Below are 19,955 nucleotides of genomic sequence, written 5' to 3'. Positions count from 1 at the left end.
GGCGAGCGTGAGAAAAGCACCGAGCCCCCTTGTCAGGAGCCCACAATACGGCGCTGACCACCGGCGACGGCAGTGGTGCGACAAGAGCTGGGACGGCCCCGGTGCACCCGCGGCTCACTACCATCGTCCACCATGAGCGGCGCCGAGCAGCGGGTACGTACGGAGGCTGGGGATCCCGCGGGGGTCCGGACGGTCGGCGCCGCCGGTGCGGAACTGGCGGTGCACCGGCCCGGCGGCGGGGCCGCCGACGGCCGGGAGCAGGCACTCTTCGTGCACGGACTCGGCGGCTCGGCGGCCAACTGGACGGCGCTGATGGACCGGCTGGCCGGCCTCGTCGACGGCGAGGCGGTGGACCTGCCCGGCTTCGGGTACTCGGCGCCGCCCGCCGACGGCGACCTCTCCGTGTCCGGGCACGTGCGCGCGGTGACCGGCTACCTGGAGAAGACCGGCCGCGGCCCGGTGCACCTCTTCGGGAACTCGCTCGGCGGCGCCGTCGCCGTCCGGCTCGCCGCGCTCCGGCCCGATCTGGTGCGCAGCCTGACGCTGATCTCGCCCGCGCTGCCCGAGCTGCCACCGCAGCGAACCGCCTGGCCGACCGGGCTGCTCGCGGTGCCCGGCCTGCCCGCCCTGCTGGGCCGGCTGCCGTCGAACGGCCGCAGCCCGGAGGACGCCACCGAGGGGCTGCTGCGGCTGGTCTACGGGGATCCGCGGAGCCTCTCGCCGGCGGCCCGGGCCGAGGCGGTGGCCGAGTACCGGCGGCGGACCGCGGTGCCGCACGCGATGCGGGCGCTGACCGGCTCGGCCCGCGGGATCGTCTCGGCGTACACCGAGCGGGGCGAGCAGGCGCTCTGGCGGCAGGCGGAGCGGGTCACGGCGCCCACGCTGCTGGTGTACGGGCTGCGCGACAAGCTGGTCTCGTACCGCTCGGCGCGGCGGGCCTGCGCGGCGTTCGGGGACGCCCGGCTGCTGGTGCTGCCGGACTCCGGGCACGTGGCGATGATGGAGCACCCGGAGCGGGTGGCCCGGGCGGTGCGGGAGCTGCTGGCGCGGGGCTGAGCGGCGGTGCGGAGCGGCCCCGGCGGGGGCGTGGGGACGGACGGGCGGTAACGCCCCGCTCCGGGGCGAGGTCACGCCGGTTCACTCGTTCAGGTGGCAACCAGGCATGTGACCGATGGAGGGCCGGGGCCCGGTCCTACCTTTCTGCTGGCGGACCGAACAGGTGTGGGGGAGTGGCGGCCGCCGGAGGAGCCGGAGGGCGGCCGCACGCAGGGAGCCGGTGGTGCGACCGCCGGCCCGGGCCGCGGTGCTTCCGGCCGACCGGACTCCTCCGCCCGGGCCGCACCCGTGCCCGCACGGGGCGCCCGGGTGCCGATCGAGCCGCTCCAGCCATCCGTCGTCCCGTTCTGTTCTGGAGGTCTCCCGTGCGCGTTGCACTGCTCACCGAGGGTGCCCGTCCGCACCCCGGACACGGCGTCGGCGGCTGGTGCGCCCGGCTGGTGGAGGGTCTCGCCGAGCACGACTTCGAGCTGTTCGTCCTGGCCGGCGCGGCCGGTTCGGGCATCGCCGAGTGCCCGCGGGGGCGCTGGCCGGCGGTGCACGAGCTGGCGCTGTGGGGGCGCCGCCCGGCCGGCCGGCTGCCCGGCGCGCTGCGCGGACGCCAGTACGCCCGGGCGTACGAGGAACTGGTCCGGGCCCTGGTGATGCCGGGCGAGCGGGCCTCGTTCGGGGCGGGGCTGTACCGGCTGGCGGCGCTCGCCCGGGAGGACGGCGGCCTGTCCGCGTTCCTGGCCTCCGCCGCCGCCCGGCGCACCCTGGAGCGGGTCTGGCGCTCGCCCGGCGCCGACACCACGGCCGGGCAGCCGCTGGTCCGTGACGTGCTGGTCGCGGCGGACCTGCTGGAGCAGTGCCTGCGCCCGCTCTCGGCCCCCTGGTACGGCGCCGGGCCGGGCGGCCTCGGCTCGGCCGACCTCTGCCACGTGGTCGGCGGCGGTCCGGCGGCGCTGCCGGCGCTGGTGGCCAAGCGGCTGCACGGGGTGCCGTTCGTGGTCACCGAGCACGGGCTGCACCTGCGCGAGCAGTACCTCGGCTACCGCGAGGCGCCCTACCGCTGGCCGGTCCGGGCCCTGCTGCTCTCCTTCTTCCGCTCGCTCACCGAGGAGACGTACCGGCAGGCCGCGATACTGACCCCCGGCAGCGCCCACGACCAGCGGTGGCAGCGCCGCTGCGGCGCCGACCCGGCGCGGACCAGGGTGGTCCACGAGGGCACTCCGGCGGTGGCCCGGGCCGCGGCCGGCCCGGAGCCGGCCGCGCCGACGCTGGCCTGGGCGGGCGCGCTCGAGCCGGGCCGGGACACCGAGCTGATGCTGCACGCCTTCGCGCGGGTCCGCGCCGAGCTGCCCGCGGCCCGGCTGGTGATCCACGGCGAGGAGGCCGTCCCGGGCTACCGGGCGCACTGCGAGGCGGTGGCCGACCGGCTGGGGGTGGCCGGGGCGGTGGAGTTCGCCGGGCGGCCCGACTCGGTGGCGGCGGCCTGGGAGAGCGGCACGGTGGTGGTCTTCTCGGCGCTCTCGCAGCGCGGCCCCCGGCTGCTGGCCGACGCGATGCTGAGCGGCCGGGCGGTGGTCTCGACGGACGTCGGGGTGGCCCGGGAGGTGGTGGGCCCGACCGGACTGCTCGTCCCGCCGCGCGACCCGCGGGCACTGGCGGGCGCCTGTCTGGCCCTGCTGCGCGACCCGGAGCGGCGGGCCCGGCTGGGGCTGGCGGGCCGGTTGCGGGCGCAGGAACGCTTCGCCGTGGAACCGGTGATCGGCGCGTTCCGGGAGATCTACCTGGAGCTGGTCTCGCAGTGGCCGGCCTTCCCGGCGGCCCGGTCCGGTGGTGCGGCCGCCGAGCGGCCCCGTCCGTTCGCCCGGCCCGCCGAGTACTGGCTGGCCGACCGCCGGGACGGCGCCGGCACCGGGCAGCCGGTCGGCGCGGGGCAGGGCGAGGGCGTGGACGAGGACGCGGGCGAGGCGTCCGAGCGGCCCGGCGCACTCGCGGAGGCCCTCTGATGGCCGGCGGCGCGCCGGTCGCCGGCAGCGGCCCGGCCACGGGGCCCGGAGTCTTCGGCGATCCGGTCCGGGAGGTGATGGCGGAGCACCGGGAGCTCTGCGAGCGGGCCGTCGATCCGCTGGAGATCGCCGCCGGGCTGGAGGAGGCGGGCTGCGGGCCGGAGACGGCCGCGCGCTGCCGGCACGCCGATCTGTTCTCGCTCGCCGACGAGCTGTACGCCCGGGTGCCGCGCCGTCCGCCGCCGGACCCGGCGGCGGTGCCGGACGGGCACCGGCCGCGCCGGTGGGGTGCGGCGCTCCGGGCGGCGGCGCTGGCCGTGCCACCGGTCGGGGCGGCCGTCGGGGCGGCCGGTCGGTGGCCGGTGCTGCTGCCGGCCGCCGCCGTGCTCGCGCTGGGGCCGGCGGTGTCCGCCTCCGGGCGGGCCGACCGGGCCGCGGCCGGCGCCCCGGCCGTCGACCTGCCGGACGCCGGGCTCGGACCGTCCGCCGGGGGCCCCGGCCCGCGGGCCCGGCGGTTGCGGCCGGCCGGGCTGGGCCACGGGTGCGGGGTGGCCGCCCTGCTGCTGCTCCCGCTGGCCGGGGTCGGCGCCGGGTTCGGGGCGTCCGGCACCGGGGACACCCGGGTGACGGCCGCGCTGGTGCTGGCCGCGGCGCTGTCGGCCGGGTCGGCCGAGTGGGCGGCGCGCTGGTTCCGGCACATCGCCCGCGGCCACCTGTGCGTGGCGGGCACCCTCGCCGAGTTCCGGGCCCGGATGCGGCCGGTGCTGCCGGTGGCCGTCGCCCTGCACCTGGCCGTCCTCGCGGTCCTGACCTTCGCCGCCCTCGCGGTGCTGACGGCCGTGGCGCCCCGGCCCGGGCCGGGCCACGGCGGCGGACTGCCCCACCTGGTGGCCGAGCGGGCCGACCCCGCCCAGTGGGCGGCGCAGGGTGTGCTCGGGCTGCTGCTGGTGCTGCCCGCGCTGCTGGCCCGGTCCGGCCGGACCGGCGCCGCCGCGCTGGGCGCGCTCGCCGGGCCGACCGCCGTCGCGGCGCCGCTCCTCCTGGGCCGCTCCGCGCCGACGGCCTGGCTGCTCGGCGGAGGCGCGGTCGCGCTCGCCCTGCTGGCGTACGCCTGGCCGCTGCTCGGCCGGGCCGACACGCACCGCTGAGCCCGGCCCCACCGAACCGTTCGACCTCCCCGTTGTTCACTCTGTCCGCCAGGTCGTACCCGACCTCGCTTCGTGGAAGGACACCCCCGATGAGGGTGCTGCTGCTGGGCGCCGACGGCTTTATCGGCCGCCGGGTCACCGATCGTCTGCTCGTGGACCAGGAGTTGCAGGTGACGGTGCTCGGCCGGCGCGACTCGGCCGACATCCGCTTCGACCTGACCACCGGGAGTCCGGGCGCGCTCGCCCGGTTCCTGGACGCGGTCGCGCCCCAGGTGGTGATCAACTGCGCGGGCGCCACCTACGGCAGCTCGCGGACGCTGATCCGGGCGAACACGCTGGCCGTCGCCACGGTCTGCGAGGCGATCCGGCGCAGCCGGGAGCCGGCCCGGCTGGTGCACGTCGGCTCGGCGGCCGAGTACGGGCCGGTGCCGGGCGGGGTCCCGGTCTCGGAGGGCGCCGAGCCGCGTCCGGTCGGCCCGTACGGGGTCTCCAAGCTCGCCGGGACGGAGCTGGTGCTGGCCTCCGGGCTGGACGCGGCGGTGCTCCGGGTGTTCGACGTGGTGGGGCCGGGGGCGCCGACGGCCTCGCTGTTCGGGCGGCTCGCCGAGGGGCTGCGCCGGGCGCTGGAGCGCGAGGAGTCGCAGGTGCGGATGCCGGACCTGTCCGGATACCGGGATTTCGTCGACGTCCGGGACGTCGCCCGGGCGATCCAGGCGGCGGCGGTGTCGGCGGCCACCGGGGTCATCAACATCGGCAGCGGGCACGCCGTCCGGGCCCGCGAGGCGGCCCAGCTGCTGGTCCGGGCCTCGGGCTTCGAGGGGGCGATCGTGGAGGAGAACCGGCCGGTGCTGCTCCCCGCGCAGGCCGGCGGGCCGGTCGAGCACGTCGACCGGCACGCGGACCGGCACGCGGGCCAGCACGGCGGCCCGTACCACCGGCCCGCGGAGGCACGGCCGGCCGAGGGGCGGGGCCCGGCGGGCGAGCCGGTGCCGTGGCGCCAGGCGGACGTGCGGACCGCCCGGGATCGTCTCGGCTGGCGGACACAGGTGCCGCTGGAGGAGTCGCTGGGCGACGTCTGGCTGGAGACGGCCTGCCGGGTCTGACCCGCCGGCCCGTGGTGCCCGGGCGCGCGACGGCCCCGCTGAGGCGGGCCGCGGCGCTCCCGGGCGCCCGTCGTCCGCCGCCCCCGGGGGCTCCGGTGGGCGGTCCCAGTATCCGAGGCCGGCTGTCTCGCCAGTCGGACGGGCTGTCTCGGAATACCGGGGCGGCATGACACTGTTGGCCTAGCTGAGCCACCGCGGTGGCGGAGCGTGAAGCCACTAGAGGTCGGCCCCTGGCCACCTGAACCGACGACCATCGGAGTCCCCGTGTCGCTGCCACCCCTGGTCGAGCCGGCCGCCGAGCTCACCGTCGACGAGGTCCGCAGGTACTCCCGCCACCTGATCATCCCCGACGTGGGCATGGCCGGGCAGAAGCGGCTGAAGAACGCCAAGGTGCTGTGCGTCGGCGCCGGCGGCCTGGGCTCGCCCGCGCTGATGTACCTCGCCGCCGCCGGCGTGGGCACGCTCGGCATCGTCGAGTTCGACGTGGTGGACGAGTCCAACCTGCAGCGGCAGATCATCCACGGCCAGTCGGACATCGGCCGCTCCAAGGGCGAGTCGGCGCGGGACTCCGTCAAGGAGATCAACCCCTACGTGGACGTGATCCTCCACGAGGAGCGCCTCGACAACGACAACGTGATGGAGATCTTCTCCGGCTACGACCTGATCGTCGACGGCACCGACAACTTCGCCACCCGGTACCTGGTGAACGACGCCGCGGTGCTGCTCGGCAAGCCCTACGTGTGGGGCTCGATCTACCGCTTCGACGGCCAGGCCAGCGTGTTCTGGGCCGAGCACGGCCCGTGCTACCGCTGCCTCTACCCCGAGGCCCCGCCGGCGGGCATGGTCCCGTCCTGCGCCGAGGGCGGCGTGCTGGGCGTGCTCTGCGCGTCCATCGGCTCGATCCAGGTCACCGAGGCGATCAAGCTGCTGGCCGGTGTCGGCGAGCCGCTGGTCGGCCGGCTGATGATCTACGACGCCCTGGAGATGAACTACCGCCAGGTGAAGGTCCGCAAGGACCCGAACTGCGCGCTGTGCGGCGAGAACCCGACGGTCACCGAGCTGATCGACTACGAGGCCTTCTGCGGCGTCGTGTCGGAGGAGGCCCAGGCCGCCGCCGCCGGTTCGACGATCACCTCGAAGCAGCTCAAGCAGTGGCAGGACGACAAGGAGGACATCTTCCTGATCGACGTCCGCGAGCCCGGCGAGTACGAGATCGTCAACATCCCCGGCGCGGTGCTGATCCCGAAGAACGAGTTCCTGATGGGCAACGCGCTGGAGTCGCTGCCGCAGGACCGGAAGATCGTCCTGCACTGCAAGTCGGGCGTCCGCTCGGCCGAGGTGCTGGCCGTGGTGAAGGCGGCCGGGTTCTCCAACGCCGTCCACCTCGGCGGCGGCGTGCTCGGCTGGGTGAACCAGGTCGAGCCGCACAAGCCGGTCTACTAGCAGACGCCGGAAGGGCCCGCCGGAGCGATCCGGCGGGCCCTTCCCGCGTCCCGGGGGCCCTACAGGGCGCCCTTGCGCTGGAGCATGTTGTAGGAGATCCAGCCGGGTAGCACGGGCAGCCAGAAGGTGAGCGCCCGGTAGAGGAAGACCGCCGGGGTGGCGATCGTCGGGGGCACGTCGGCGACGGTGAGCGCACCGATCAGGGCGACCTCGACCGGGCCGATGCCGCCGGGGGTGGGGATGGCCGAGCCGGCCGCGTTGGCGGTCAGGAAGACCACCGCGACCGCCGAGAAGCTGATGCTGCCGCCGAAGGCCTGCACCGAGGCGTCCAGGCAGGCGGTGAAGGAGAGCGTCAGCAGCAGGATCCCGCCGAAGCCGGTGACCAGCTTGCTGGGCGTCTGCATCAGGTCGAGCATCCGCGGCACCACGCCGAAGAACAGCGAGCGCAGCCGGTTCAGCACGAACCGCCGCAGCGGCGAGACGGCCGCGACCACCAGGGCGAGCACGGCGGCGGTCAGCACGCCGATGATCACCGCGCGGGAGGCCGAGAGGTCCCCGTTGGTCTGGCTGCCGGTGATCAGGCCGAAGCTGAACAGCAGCAGCAGGTGCCCGGCCAGGCCGGCCAGTTGGGACGCGCCGACCGAGGCGACCGCCTGCCCGGAGCGGATCCCGGCCTTCTGCAGGTAGCGGGTGTTCAGCGCGATGCCGCCGATCGCGGCCGGCGCCACCAGCTTGACGAAGGAGCCGGCCAGCTGGGCCGCCACGGTGCGGCGGAACGGCAGCTTCTCCGGGACGAAGCCGGTCAGGCTCATCGAGGCGGCGACGTAGCTGAACGCGGCGGCGGCGAGCGCCACGGCCGCCCAGGCCCAGTCCATCTGGGAGAGCTTGAGCTGGGCCGGCTTGATGGTGGTCAGCGCGAGGTAGGCGGCGAAGGTGAGCGCGATCACCATGATCAGGCTCTTCGGCTTCAGCCGCTCCAGCTTGGCCGTCTCGGTCGGCGCCTCGGGGGCGATCTGGAGGATCTGGCCGCGGATCCGGCTGAGCAGGTCCTCCCCGGCGACCGCGATGTCCTCCTCGGCCTGCTGCTGGGTGCGCTCGCCGGCGGCGACCTGCTCCAGCGCCTGGGCCCGGGCGGCGGTCTTGCGCTCCTTGGTGAGCTTCTTCAGGTCGACCCTGGTCGAGCGGCTCAACCCGACCGGCTGCAGCAGCGGCAGCGCCTGCGCGACCCGCTCGGCGCCGAGGACGGCGTTGGCGGTCGCGACCGCCCGCTCCGGGCCGATCCGCAGGGCGAAGGTGGTGAGCAGCTGGGCGACGTCGATGCGCAGCGTCAGATCGGTGGCGGCGATGTCGCCGCCGGAGAGGTTGACCAGGCAGGCTGCCTTCTCGTCGACCACCAGCAGCGACTCGCCGGTCAGCCGGCGGTGCGCGATCCGGCGCTCGTGCAGGGCGGCGACGGACTCCCAGAGCGAGGCCATCACCCGGTCGGTGACCTCCTCGTCCGAGAGGTCGTCCAGGGTGCGGCCCTCGACGTTCTCGTAGACCAGGATCGCGGCGTCCGGGCCCAGTTCGGAGGTGGCCACCAGCTGCGGCGAGCGGGCGCCCGAGGCGGCGGCCGCGTAGGCGATCAACGCCTCCTGCTCCAGCGCCTGGCGCAGCGACTGCGGGCTGCGGCGGACGGCCACCGAGCGCAGCCGCAGCCGCCGCCAGGCGCGGTAGAAGAAGCCGGAGGCCTGCTGCTCGCGGTCGATGATGTGGACGTCCAGCGGCGGGCCGCCCTGCTGGCCGACGTAGTAGCGGCGGGTGCCGCCGGGGGCGTCGGGGGCGCGGTGGGCGCTGGCCGGGGTGAAGCCGACCTTGCGCAGGCCGATCATCAGGTGCTGGCCGGTGGGTCGGATGTTGGGCGAGCCGATCGCGTACAGCGTGCCGTACGCGACGGACCAGCCGATCAGCACGGTGAGCAGCAGGGACAGCGGGGTGGTGTAGCCGCCGAGCAGCTCGGTGAGCCCGCTGAAGACCACCACCACCCAGAGGGCGACCCGCCAGCGCGGCCGGCTCGACATGCCGACCGCGGTCATGTAGGCGATCACCGGCGCCAGATAGCCGTGCACCGGGTCGGTGAGGGTGCCGTTGCTGTCCATCGGCAGCCGGGTGAGGGCGTCCCGGATGTGCTCGGAGGCGCCTTCGGCCACCCACCAGTCGATGCCCAGCGAGACGCCGTAGGAGAGCACCGAGGCGAGGACGCCGTCGGCGACCCGAAGGCCGTCGCGTTTGATCAGGCGCTCGACCGCGAAGGCGAGCGGGACGGCGAGCACCGCGACGCTGGAGACCAGGCCGGTGATGGTGGCGAGCACCGGGGAGAAGCGCGGCGCGTTGGAGGCGATGTCCAGCTCGATGCCGGTGGTGGTCGAGGTCGCCACCCCGGCCAGGACGAACACGGCGACTATGCCGAGGACGCCGGCCAGGAAGCGGATCAGGTCCGACGGGCGGTGCGCGCGGGCGGCGAGCAGCGGTTCGTCGACGTCCAGGTAGGGGGTGTCGTCCAGCGGGTCGTACCCCTCGTACCCGGCGTGCTCCTGCGGCCGCTCCTGTCCCTCGGGTACCAGGAAGGGCTCCTCGGGTACCGGGGGCGGCTCCTCGGCCGCCGGGGACGGCTCGGGGACGGCGGGCGGCTCGGGCTGCTGGGCCGGGACGCCGGCCGGGGCCGGTCCGGGCGCCTCGGTCCCGGGGACGGCCCCGGGTTCGGTCGGCTGCGGGGTCTTGATCGTCCGGTCCTTGATCAGGGAGACTTCGGGTGTCGGCGTGGCGGCGGGCTCTTCACCGGGGCCTGCGGGCATGGTGTCGGAAGACTCGTCGGAGTCCTCGCCCTCGCCCACGTCAGCCGTCCCGGTCATCTGGTCTTGTCCTCGTATCACCACTCACCGCCCCGAAGATGGTGGCATGCCGCGGCGCCCCGTGCTGGACAGGGGCCGGATCGGGCGCGGCGGATCATGCTTACCGTGCCGCGCGCCCGGGCCGGTGAGGAAGAATGCCGCAGGTGACGGACGCTACCGACGACGCCGGACCGGGCGGCCTGCCGCCCTTCGCCGAACTGGTTCTCGACCTGACCGAGCGGATTCCACCCGGCCGGGTGATGACCTACGGAGACGTTGCCGAGTACCTCGGCCAGGGCGGCCCCCGCCAGGTCGGCCGGGTGATGGCCCTGTACGGCGGCTCGGTGCCCTGGTGGCGGGTGGTCCGCGCGGACGGCCGGTTCCTGCCCGGACACGAGCACCGCGCCCTCGCCCGGTACGGCGAGGAGGGCACCCCGCTGCGCGAACTCGCCGACCCGCCCCGGGTCGACCTGAAGCGGGCCCGCTGGGACGGCCGGTAGCGCCGAACCGGGTGCGAGGACGGGAATGACGGGGCAGGATCGTAGGCTCGATACGGACGGGCCCCGCCGCGGGCCCGTCCGCCGTTGCCCGAAGCACGACCCCCAGGACGTCCGTGAGCTCCCCCTACCGTCTGGTGCGAAGCCCCCTCGCGCTCCCCGCCCCGCCCGTGCTGGACGACTACCAGCGCGCCGTGGTGGAGCACGCGGGCGGCCCGCTGCTGGTGCTCGCCGGGCCCGGGACCGGCAAGACCACCACGCTGGTGGAGGCCGTCGCCCGGCGGATCGAGCGCGGCACCGACCCCGAGCGGATCCTGGTGCTGACCTTCAGCCGCAAGGCCGCGATGGAACTGCGCGACCGGATGTCCGGCCGGCTCGGGGCCTCCGCCCCCGCCCCGCAGGCCACCACCTTCCACTCCTTCTGCTACGCGCTGCTCCGGGCCCACCAGGACCCTCAGGACTACGCCGAGCCGCTGCGGCTGCTCTCCGGCCCCGAGCAGGACGTCATGGTCCGCGAGCTGCTGGCCGGCGGCGCCGAGGACGCCCGCGGGGGCCGGGGCCGGATCGACTGGCCGCTCGACCTCCGGGCCTGCCTGACCACCCGCGGCTTCGCCGACGAGGTCCGCGCCGTGCTCGCCCGCAGCCGGGAGCTCGGCCTCGGCGAGGCCGAGCTGCGGCGGTTCGCCGAGGGCGTGCAGCGCCCCGACTGGGCGGCCGCCGCCCACTTCCTGGCCGACTACCTGGACGTCCTGGACCTGCGCGGGGTGCTCGACTACGCCGAGCTGGTCCACCGCGCGGTGCTGCTGGCCGAGCGCCCCGAGGTGGGCGAGCGGCTGCGGCAGCGCTACGAGGTGGTCTTCGTCGACGAGTACCAGGACACCGACCCCTCGCAGGTCCGGCTGCTGCGCCAGCTCGCCGGCGGCGGGCGGGAGCTGGTCGCCGTCGGGGATCCGGACCAGTCGATCTACGCGTTCCGCGGCGCCGACATCAACGGCATCCTGGAGTTCCCGCAGACCTTCCGGCAGGCCGGCGGCGGCCCAGCCGAGGTCAAGGTGCTGCGGGTCTCCCGCCGCTCCGGCGCCGTACTGCTCGCCGCCTCCCGCGAGCTGGCCCGGCGGATGCCGATGGGCCGGCTGCCGGCCGACAAGCTCGCCCAGCACCGGGCCCTGCTGCCGTCCCGCGAGGGCGGCCGGGTCGAGGTGTACACCTACCCGACCCCGGGCACCGAACTGGACTCGATCGCCGACCTGCTGCGCCGCGCCCACCTGGAGGACGGCGTGCCGTGGGGCGAGATGGCCGTCCTGGTCCGGGCCGGCGGCCGGTCCATCCCCGGGGTGCGGCGGGCGCTCAGCGCGGCCGGCGTCCCGCTGGAGATCGACGGTGACGACCTGCCGCTGCGCGAGGAGCCCGCCGTCGCCCAGCTGCTGGTCGCCCTGCGGGTCTGCGCCGAGCAGGCCGCCCGGGACAAGCACGACCGCGCCGCCGGCCCCGACCCGCTCACCACCGAGCTCGCGCACACCCTGCTCACCGGCCCGCTCGGCGGCCTGGACGGCTCCGACCTGCGCCGCCTCGGACGCGCCCTGCGCGAGGAGGAGCGTGCCGCGCTGCGCGCCGACGGCCGGGCGGCGGCCGTGCCCCGCGCGGCCGAGGAGCTGATCCGCGAGGCCCTCGCCGAGCCCGAGCGGCTGATCGCCCTCGACCCCTCGCACGCCCGGCGCGCCCGCGACCTCGGCACCCTGCTGCGCAAGGTCCGCGAGCGGCTGGCCGGCGGCTGCACCGCGGAGGACGCGCTCTGGGAGCTCTGGGACGGCAGCCGGCGCTGGCGCGAGCGCCTGGAGCGGGCGGCGCTGCGCGGCGGCGCGGCCGGCCGCAACGCCGACCGGGACCTCGACGCGCTCTGCGCCCTGTTCGAGACCGCCGCCCGCGCCGAGGAGCAGGTCACCGGCCACCGCAGCGCCCTCGACCTGCTCGCCGAGCTGGAGGCCCAGGACATCGCGGCCGACACCCTCACCGTGCGGGCCGTCCGCCCGGACGCCGTCCGGCTGATGACCGCGCACCGCTCCAAGGGCCTGGAGTGGCGGGTGGTCGTGGTGGCCGGCGTCCAGGACGGCCTCTGGCCCGACCTGCGCCGCCGCGGCTCGCTGCTGGAGGCCGACCGGATCGGCCGCGACGGCCTGGCCGAGCCGCTCTCCCCGGCCGCCCTGCTCGGCGAGGAGCGCCGGCTCTTCTACGTCGCCGCCACCCGCGCCAAGGAGCGGCTGATCGTCACTGCCGTCAAGGCCCCTGCCGACGACGGCGACGAGCCGTCCCGCTTCCTGCGCGAGCTCTACCGCGAGGACGTCGACCCGCGGACCGGCAAGGTGCTGCGCCGGACCCCGCCGGTCACCGTCGAGGACGTCACCCACCGCCCGCGCCGCCCGCTGTCCGTCCCCGCGCTGGTCGCCGAGCTGCGCGCGGTCACCGTCGACCCGGCCCGGTCGCCCGAGCTGCGCCGCGCCGCCGCCGAGCGGCTCGCCACCCTGGCGCTGGCCGCCGACGAGGACGGCCTGCCGCTGGTGCCGGCCGCCCACCCGGACCGCTGGTGGGGCCTGGACGACGCCACCGCCGCCCCCGAGCCGCTGCGCAGCGCCGATCTGCCGGTCCGGCTCTCCGGCAGCGGCCTGGAGCAGCTGGAGAACTGCTCGCTGCAGTGGTTCCTGGACAAGGAGGTCAAGGCGCGCGGCGCCGGTTCGGCCGCCCAGGGCTTCGGCAACGTGGTGCACGCCCTCGCCGACGAGGTCGGCTCCGGCCGTACCCCCGCCGACCTCGCCGTGCTGATGGAGCGGCTGGACACGGTCTGGGACGCGCTGGCCTTCGACGCGCCCTGGAAGTCCCAGCAGGAGAAGACCGAGGCCCGGGCCGCCCTGGAGCGCTTCCTGAACTGGCACGTCCTGCAACGCGGCCGCGACGTGGTCGCCACCGAGCACGGCTTCGACGTCACGTTGGACGTCGGCGGCGTCTCGGTGCGGATCCGCGGCTCGATGGACCGGGTGGAGAAGGACGACGCCGGGCGGGCCTACGTGGTGGACTTCAAGACCGGCAAGGAGGCGCCGACCGACAAGTCGCTGCCCGAGCACAAGCAGCTCGCGGTCTACCAGCTCGCCGTCCGGGCAGGGGCGCTCAACGAGCTGCCCGGGTTCGAGGGCCGGGTCCCCGACTCCGGCGGGGCCGAGCTGGTGCAGCTGCGCAAGCCCGACAAGGGCGCCCCGGAGGCGCCCAAGGTGCAGCGCCAGGACCCGCCGGACGGCGAGCCGTGGATCGAGAACCTGCTGGCCGACGCCGCCGGGCGGGTCCTCGCCGAGCGCTTCGTGCCGCGGACCGGCGGCGGCTGCGACCGCTGCACCTTCCGTCGCAGCTGCTCGGCCCAGCGTGACGGCGCCCAGGTGGTGGAGTGAGCGCCGCGGTGTGGGGGTGGCCACAGCGGGCCGGGCGAGGGGCCCGGACTGTCGGCGGTGCCCGTTAACGTTGCGGGGTGACCGCCGCGCTCAGCCACCCCGACCAGCTCAAGGAGCTGCTGGGCATCCCGTTCAACCGGGAGCAGATGGCGGCCATCGGCGCTCCGCTGGAGCCGGCCGTGATCGTCGCCGGGGCGGGCTCCGGGAAGACCACGGTGATGGCCGCCCGGGTGGTCTGGCTGGTCGGGTCCGGGGCCGTCCGCCCGGAGGAGGTGCTCGGCCTCACCTTCACCAACAAGGCCGCCGGGGAGCTCGCCGAACGCGTCCGCGCGGCCCTGCGGCTCGGCGGCGTGGCCGAACCGGACGAGGAGGCGCTCGGCGAGCCGGAGATCTCCACCTACCACGCCTTCGCCGGCCGCCTGCTCAAGGAGCACGGCCTGCGGATCGGTATCGAGCCGGACGTCCGGCTGCTCGCCGACGCCACCCGCTTCCAGCTCGCCGCCAAGGTGCTGCGCACCGCGCGCGGTCCCTTCCCGGCGCTCACCGGGACCTTCAGCAACCTGGTCGCCGACCTGACCGCGCTGGACGGCGAGCTCGCCGAGCACCTGGTCGAGCCGGACGCGCTGCGCGCCTTCGACGAGGAGCTGCTCGACACCCTCGCCACCGTCCGGCTCGGCAACGACGACCTGCGGGCCGTGCCGGTCACCGCCCGGGCCCGGCTGGAGCTGCTGCGCCTGGTCGAGGAGTACCGGCGGCGCAAGGCCGCGGCCGGGCTGATGGACTTCGGCGACCAGATAGCCGCCGCCGCCCGGCTCGCGCAGCAGCGCCCCGAGGTCGGCGAGCTGCTCCGGGCCCAGTACCGGGTGGTGCTGCTCGACGAGTACCAGGACACCTCGGTCGCGCAGCGGCTGATGCTGGCCGGCCTGTACGGCGCCGGCCCCGAGGGGCGGGGCACCGGCCACCCCGTCACCGCCGTCGGCGACCCCTGCCAGGCGATCTACGGCTGGCGCGGCGCCTCGGTCGCCAACCTGGACGACTTCCCCCGGCACTTCCCGAAGGCCGACGGCTCCGGGGCGGCCCGGTACTCGCTCAGCGAGAACCGCCGCAGCGGCGGGCGGCTGCTCGCCTTCGCCAACGAGCTGGCCGAACCGCTGCGCGCGATGCACGAGGGCGTCGAGGCGCTGCGCCCGGCTCCCGGCGCCGAGCAGGAGGGCTACGTCCGGGCCGCACTGCTGCCCACCCACGCGCAGGAGATCGACTGGCTGGCCGACTCGATCGCCCACCTGGTCCGCACCGGTACCGCCCCGGGCCGGATCGCCGTGCTCTGCCGGGGCGGCGCGGCCTTCCCCGACATCCACGCGGCGCTGGTCGCCCGGGAGGTGCCGGTCGAGGTGGTCGGACTCGGCGGCCTGCTGCAACTGCCCGAGGTGGCCGACCTGGTGGCGACCTGCGAGGTGCTGCAGGACCCGACCGCCAACGCGGCGCTGGTCCGGCTGCTGATCGGCCCGCGCTGGCGGATCGGCCCGCGCGACCTCGCCCTGCTCGGCCGGCGCGCCGCCGAACTGGTGCGCACCGCCCGGCCGGAGGGCGTCGAGGCGCTGGCCGCGGCCGTCGCCGAGGCCGATCCGACCGAGGTGGTCTCGCTGGCCGACGCGCTGGAGACCTTCCTGGACCCGGCGTCCGGCGGGGACGGCGACCGGTCCGACGAGCTGCCGTTCTCCGCGGAGGCCAGGCCGCGCTTCGCCCGGCTCGCCCGGGAGCTGCGCGAGCTGCGCCGCTCGCTCGCCGAGCCGCTGATGGACGTGCTGCACCGGGTGCTCGCGGTCACCGGCCTGGAGGTCGAACTCGCCGCCTCCCCCCAGGCACTGGCCGCCCGCCGCCGGGAGACCCTGCACGCCTTCCTGGACGTCGCGGCCGGCTTCGCGGACCTGGACGGCGACCCGGGCCTGTCGGCCTTCCTCGGCTTCCTGCGCGCCGCCCAGGAGTACGAGCGCGGGCTGGACAGCAGCCTGCCCGGCGGGGAGGACACCGTGAAGGTCCTCACCGCGCACAAGTCCAAGGGCCTGGAGTGGGACGTCGTGGCCGTTCCTGGGCTGGTCAGGGGCGCCTTCCCGTCCTCGACCACGCGTGAGCGCTGGACCAGCGTCAAGCGGGTGCTGCCGCACGCCCTGCGCGGCGACGCGGCCACCCTGCCCGATGTGCGCGGCGGGTGGAACAGCAAGTCCATGGCCGCCTTCAAGGCGGCGCTCGCCGAGCACTCGGGCACCGAGGAGCTGCGCCTCGGCTACGTCGCCTTCACCCGGCCGCGGTCGCTGCTGCTGGCCTCCGGGCACTGGTGGGGCCCCAGCCAGAAGACCGTGCGCGGCCCGTCCGTCTTCCTGGAGCGGCTGCGGACGCACTGCGAGCGGCCCGGCGCCGGCGAGCTCGAACACTGGGCCGAGCAGCCGCCCAAGGGCGCCGAGAACCCGGCGCTGGCCGCGCCCGTCGAGCGGCCCTGGCCGCTGCCGCTGGATCCGGCGGCCCAGCACGCCCGCCGCCGGGTCGCCGCGGTGGTGCACCGCCGCCTCGCCGGCCTGCCCGCCCCCGAACCGGAGCCGATGGCCGCCGAGGACCGCCGCCAGGTCGAGTCCTGGGACCGCGACCTCACCGCGCTGGTCGGCGAGTTGGAGCGGTCCCGGCGCAGCGTCCGGGAGGTGCCGCTGCCCGCCGCGCTGTCCGCCACCCAGCTCCAGCGGCTGGCCGCCGATCCGGACGGCTTCGCGCACGACCTGGCCCGCCCGATGCCCCGGCCGCCGCAGCCGGCCGCCCGCCGGGGCACCCGGTTCCACGCCTGGGTGCAGTCCCGGATCGAGCCGCTGCTGCTGATCGAGCCGGGCGCGCTGCCGGGTGCTGACGACGACGGCATCGAGGACGAGCAGGACCTGGAGCGGCTCAAGGAGGCGTTCCTGCGCACGCCCTACGCGAACCGGACGCCCTACCGGGTCGAGGCGCCGTTCCAGTTGGTGCTGGCGGGCCGGGTGGTGCGCGGCCGGATCGATGCGGTCTACCGGGAAGATGACGGCCGGTCGGAATTCGGCGGCGCGTCACGCTACGAAGTGGTGGACTGGAAGACGCACCGCGAGGAGACCGCCGATCCGCTCCAGCTCGCGGTCTACCGGGTCGCCTGGGCCGAACAGTTGGGAGTTCCGCCGGAGCAGGTCACGGCGTCCTTCCTGTACGTCCGCAGCGGTCGGGTCGAACAACCCGCAGGACTTCCCGACCGAAAAGAGTTGGAACGGCTCCTGATCGGGAACAGTGAAGAATGAGTCACGCAGAGCATTCAAGTCATCACGGCAGCGGGCGAAACCTGTGCGTAGTGCACGTTTCGTGCCTATTGTGGGGTCGGTAACCGGTCAACCCCTGTGCTCCGGCCGCCAGCGAGGCCCGCATTCCCCAACCCTCAGTCATCACCGCGGGTGCCCACGGGGCACCGGCGTCTTCTGCTGGAGAGACCGAAGTTGAGCGCGACCGGATGGATGAGAGAGCGGTTCGCCGGGCCGGCCCCGGGGACCGCTCCGGGCTCGACCGGCACCTGGCCGAGGACGGCGCTCGCGCTGCCGTTCATCGGCATGGCGCTGGTCGTGGCCCTCGACTACGTCAGCAACACCGAGGTGACGGTCGAGCCGGCCCTCACCGCCGTTCCCGCGCTGGCCGCCGTGGTCAGCCGGCGTACCTGGTACCCGCTCGCCATCGGCCTCTGCACCGAGGCCGTGGCCTTCCTGATGGCCGCCAGCAGCGACTCGCTCGGCGAGTCCGTGCACAGCGCCACCGTCTTCGCCGTCGTGCTGGTCGCCGCGATCGGCTGGGTCAGCGCCACCCTGCGGCTGCGCCAGGAGAAGGCGCTGGCCGACGCCCAGCTGGTCGCGTCGATCGCCCGCCGGGTGCTGCTGCGGCCGGTTCCCGAGCGGGTCGGCACCGTCCGGGCCGCCGTCCACTACGAGGCCGCCGCCGCGCACGCCAGGATCGGCGGCGACCTCTACGAGGTGGTCAACACCCGGCACGGGGTCCGGGCCGTGGTCGGCGACGTCCGGGGCAAGGGGCTCGGCGCGGTGGAGACCGCCGCCGCCGTGCTCGGCGCCTTCCGGGAGGCCGCCCACCAGGAGCCCGCGCTGGACCGGGTGGCGGGCTGGCTCGCGGTGAGCCTCGACCGGGCCCTGCACGAGAACGAGCACCCCGGCGTGGAGGAGGAGTTCGTCACCCTGGTGCTGATCGGGGTCCGGCCCGACGGCACCGCCGAGATCGTCAACTGCGGCCACCCGTCGCCGCTGCTGCTGCGGGGCACCGAGCCGGTCCGGCCGCTGGAGCTCGCCGAGACGGTGCCCCCGCTCGGCGTCCTCGACCCGGTCGACGTCCGGCCGCCGGTGCACGAGGTCCCGCTGCGGCAGGGGGACCGTGTCCTGCTGTTCACCGACGGAGTCATCGAGGCCCGGGACCGGGCGGGCGTCTTCTACCCGCTCGCCGAGCGGCTGCCGCACTGCGCGGACGGCCACCCGGTGGACGTCCTGCGACGCCTGCACCAGGACGTGGTCCGCCACGTCGGCCGCCAGCTCGGCGACGACGCGGCGATGCTGCTGCTCCAGTACGACCCGCTCGGGCCGGAGCCGCACCTGCCGCACCAGAACGGGCAGCTGACGCACCCCCGGAGCTGACCGCCCGGCACCGGGCGGCCCGGCCGGACCGCCTAGAGGCCGACCTCCACCACCAGCGGGCGGTGGTCCGACACCACCGTCCGCGGGGCGGCCGCCGGGCCGACCGCGGTGCGCGGCACGCCCACCGCGAGCACGTGGTCGAACTGCACGGCCGGCCGGTGCGAGGGGTAGGTGGGCGTGCGGGCCAGGTCGTACCAGCCCTGGAGCCGCGCCCGGGGCTCGCGCACCCGCCGCCGGCGCGGCTCGACCAGGGCCGGCCGGGCCCGCCGGGCCGCCCGCAGTTCGCGCACCCGTGCCCGGGGCGCCGTCCGGTCCAGCGCGGTGGCCCCGCCCAGCACCGTCCGGGGCACCGCGCCGATCAGGTTGAAGTCCCCCAGGACCAGGTAGGGCTGCGGCAGGTCGGCGATCCAGCGCCGGATCCCCGCCAGCTGCGCCATGTTCCAGCCGGGCACGAACGACAGGTGCGCCGCCACCACGGTGAACGGCCCGTGCTCGCCCTCCAGTACGGCCGCCAGCGCGGCCCGCGGCTCGTCCGGGACGGGCGTGAGCCCGCGCCGGCCGGCCACCCGCAGCGGCAGCCCGAACGGGGCCGGGGCGAACCGCCGGGCCCGCCAGTGCCGCACCGGCAGCCGGGTCAGCAGTGCGGTGCCGTACGACGGCGGCGCGTCGTCGCCGACCTCGTTCGGCCCGTACACCTGGAGTCCGGCGGGGACGGCGGGCTCCGGCACCCAGCCCGCGACCGGCGCCGGGCGCCCGTGCAGCGCGGCGGCGAACCGCCAGTCCGCGGCGCCCATCGCCTTGGCGGCGACGGCGGCCTGGTCGGTGCCGCCGGAGCGGGCCTGGTAGCGGTCCACCTCCTGGAGGGCGAGCACGTCGGCGTCCAGCGCGGCCACCGCCTGCGCCAACGGTCCACCGGCGTCGGCGGGGTAGGGCCGCGGAGCACCGTCCGGGGCGAGCGGCTGACCGTGCAACAGATTGAAGGTGGCGATGCGCAACTGGCTCACACCGCACGACGGTACCCGCTCGCCGGGAGGGGGCGCCGCTTGAGCCCGCCGGGCATACCGGGTATACATACTCGGTATGTCCATCCGTCACGGTCTGCTCGCCCTGCTCGACCAGGGCCCGCGCTACGGCTACCAGCTGCGTACCGAGTTCGAGGCGCGCACCGGTGCCACCTGGCCGCTCAACGTCGGCCAGGTCTACACCACCCTGTCCCGCCTGGAGCGCGACGGCCTGGTCGAGCCCGCGGGGGAGGACGAGGAGGGGCACCAGTTCTACGCGGTCACCGAAGCAGGACGCGCGGAGCTGCGCACCTGGTTCGACACCCCGGTGCCGCGGACCAGCCCACCGCGCGACGAGCTGGCGATCAAGCTGGCCATGGCGGTCACCGTCCCCGGGGTGGACGTGCCCGCCGTCGTCCAGGGCCAGCGCCGGCACAGCATCAAGGCGCTCCAGGACTACACCCGGCTCAAGGCCCGCGCGCTGACCGGCGAGGCCCGCCCCGGCGGCGCCGGCCCGTCGGCCGCCCCCGGCGCCGACCTCGCCTGGCTGCTCGTCCTCGAACAGCTGATCTTCCAGACCGAGGCCGAGATCCGCTGGCTCGACCACTGCGAGACCCGCCTCGCCCAGCACGCCGAGATCGAACAGGCCCGGGCCGCCGAGGCCCGCGCCGCCGAGCCCGAGGTCGTCCGGCGCGGGCGGCGCCGCACCCGGGCCTGAACC

The 19,955-nt window shown here is 75.9% G+C and carries 12 protein-coding genes; 10 read left to right on the top strand and 2 right to left on the bottom strand.

Going from position 1 to position 19,955, the window contains the following annotated elements; all coding sequences use genetic code 11:
- The first annotated feature begins 132 nt into the window (after positions 1-132).
- The 5 genes from ABZ497_RS04085 to moeZ all read left to right on the top strand — a co-directional run bounded on the left by ABZ497_RS04085 (position 133) and on the right by moeZ (position 6,744).
- Positions 133-1,056 (top strand): alpha/beta hydrolase, encoded by a 924-nt coding sequence (locus ABZ497_RS04085; RefSeq protein ID WP_359803271.1) that lies wholly within the window; start codon positions 133-135, stop codon positions 1,054-1,056.
- 365 nt (positions 1,057-1,421) lie between these two features.
- Positions 1,422-3,050 carry a DUF3492 domain-containing protein gene (locus tag ABZ497_RS04080; RefSeq protein ID WP_359803269.1) on the top strand — a complete coding sequence of 543 codons (1,629 nt, stop codon included), beginning with the start codon at positions 1,422-1,424 and terminating at the stop codon, positions 3,048-3,050.
- Positions 3,050-4,198 carry a hypothetical protein gene (locus tag ABZ497_RS04075; protein ID WP_359803267.1) on the top strand — a complete coding sequence of 383 codons (1,149 nt, stop codon included), beginning with the start codon at positions 3,050-3,052 and terminating at the stop codon, positions 4,196-4,198. Before ABZ497_RS04080 ends, ABZ497_RS04075 begins: the two co-directional genes overlap by 1 nt.
- A gap of 89 nt (positions 4,199-4,287) precedes the next feature.
- Positions 4,288-5,301 (top strand): NAD-dependent epimerase/dehydratase family protein, encoded by a 1,014-nt coding sequence (locus ABZ497_RS04070; RefSeq protein WP_359803266.1) that lies wholly within the window; start codon positions 4,288-4,290, stop codon positions 5,299-5,301.
- Between the two features lie 264 nt (positions 5,302-5,565).
- Entirely contained in the window at positions 5,566-6,744 is a 1,179-nt protein-coding gene (gene moeZ / locus ABZ497_RS04065; RefSeq protein WP_329489492.1) for an adenylyltransferase/sulfurtransferase MoeZ, read from the top strand.
- Between the two features lie 59 nt (positions 6,745-6,803).
- Here the strand turns inward: moeZ and ABZ497_RS04060 are convergent, their stop codons facing one another.
- Positions 6,804-9,635: a lysylphosphatidylglycerol synthase transmembrane domain-containing protein gene (locus ABZ497_RS04060; RefSeq protein WP_359803264.1), complete on the bottom strand. Its 2,832-nt coding sequence runs from the start codon at positions 9,633-9,635 to the stop codon at positions 6,804-6,806.
- A gap of 134 nt (positions 9,636-9,769) precedes the next feature.
- Here ABZ497_RS04060 and ABZ497_RS04055 point away from each other — a divergent pair, with 134 nt between their 5' ends.
- From ABZ497_RS04055 to ABZ497_RS04040, 4 genes are all read left to right on the top strand, one after another.
- Positions 9,770-10,114 carry an MGMT family protein gene (locus ABZ497_RS04055; protein WP_359803263.1) on the top strand — a complete coding sequence of 115 codons (345 nt, stop codon included), beginning with the start codon at positions 9,770-9,772 and terminating at the stop codon, positions 10,112-10,114.
- 113 nt (positions 10,115-10,227) lie between these two features.
- Complete coding sequence (locus tag ABZ497_RS04050) at positions 10,228-13,545, top strand: ATP-dependent DNA helicase (protein ID WP_359803261.1); 3,318 nt, start codon at positions 10,228-10,230, stop codon at positions 13,543-13,545.
- A 77-nt stretch (positions 13,546-13,622) separates the two neighbouring features.
- Complete coding sequence (locus ABZ497_RS04045) at positions 13,623-16,850, top strand: ATP-dependent DNA helicase (RefSeq protein ID WP_359803259.1); 3,228 nt, start codon at positions 13,623-13,625, stop codon at positions 16,848-16,850.
- Between the two features lie 192 nt (positions 16,851-17,042).
- The gene (locus ABZ497_RS04040; RefSeq protein WP_329489497.1) at positions 17,043-18,233 is read left to right on the top strand and encodes a PP2C family protein-serine/threonine phosphatase; all 1,191 of its coding nucleotides are present in this window, start codon (positions 17,043-17,045) and stop codon (positions 18,231-18,233) included.
- 32 nt (positions 18,234-18,265) lie between these two features.
- On the opposite strand, the gene ABZ497_RS04035 is transcribed toward ABZ497_RS04040, so the two are convergent.
- On the bottom strand, positions 18,266-19,237 hold the full coding sequence (locus tag ABZ497_RS04035; RefSeq protein WP_359803258.1) for an endonuclease/exonuclease/phosphatase family protein: 972 nt from the start codon (positions 19,235-19,237) through the stop codon (positions 18,266-18,268).
- A 76-nt stretch (positions 19,238-19,313) separates the two neighbouring features.
- Between ABZ497_RS04035 and ABZ497_RS04030 the strand changes: the two genes are divergently transcribed.
- Complete coding sequence (locus ABZ497_RS04030) at positions 19,314-19,952, top strand: PadR family transcriptional regulator (protein ID WP_329489499.1); 639 nt, start codon at positions 19,314-19,316, stop codon at positions 19,950-19,952.
- The last annotated feature ends 3 nt before the right edge of the window (positions 19,953-19,955 follow it).

This window comes from Kitasatospora sp. NPDC005751, from assembly GCF_040630835.1.
Lineage (GTDB): Bacteria > Actinomycetota > Actinomycetes > Streptomycetales > Streptomycetaceae > Kitasatospora.
Note: the sequence above shows the minus strand (reverse complement) of the source record. Positions and strands in the feature narration are given on the sequence as shown.

Bases quoted from the DNA above. Each gene is read 5' to 3' on its own strand.
- ABZ497_RS04085 (WP_359803271.1), top strand. From the start codon at position 133: ATGAGCGGCGCCGAGCAGCGGGTACGTACGGAGGCTGGGGATCCCGCG.
- ABZ497_RS04075 (WP_359803267.1), top strand. From the start codon at position 3,050: ATGGCCGGCGGCGCGCCGGTCGCCGGCAGCGGCCCGGCCACGGGGCCC.
- ABZ497_RS04070 (WP_359803266.1), top strand. From the start codon at position 4,288: ATGAGGGTGCTGCTGCTGGGCGCCGACGGCTTTATCGGCCGCCGGGTC.
- ABZ497_RS04060 (WP_359803264.1), bottom strand. From the start codon at position 9,635: ATGACCGGGACGGCTGACGTGGGCGAGGGCGAGGACTCCGACGAGTCT.
- ABZ497_RS04055 (WP_359803263.1), top strand. From the start codon at position 9,770: ATGCCGCAGGTGACGGACGCTACCGACGACGCCGGACCGGGCGGCCTG.
- ABZ497_RS04030 (WP_329489499.1), top strand. From the start codon at position 19,314: ATGTCCATCCGTCACGGTCTGCTCGCCCTGCTCGACCAGGGCCCGCGC.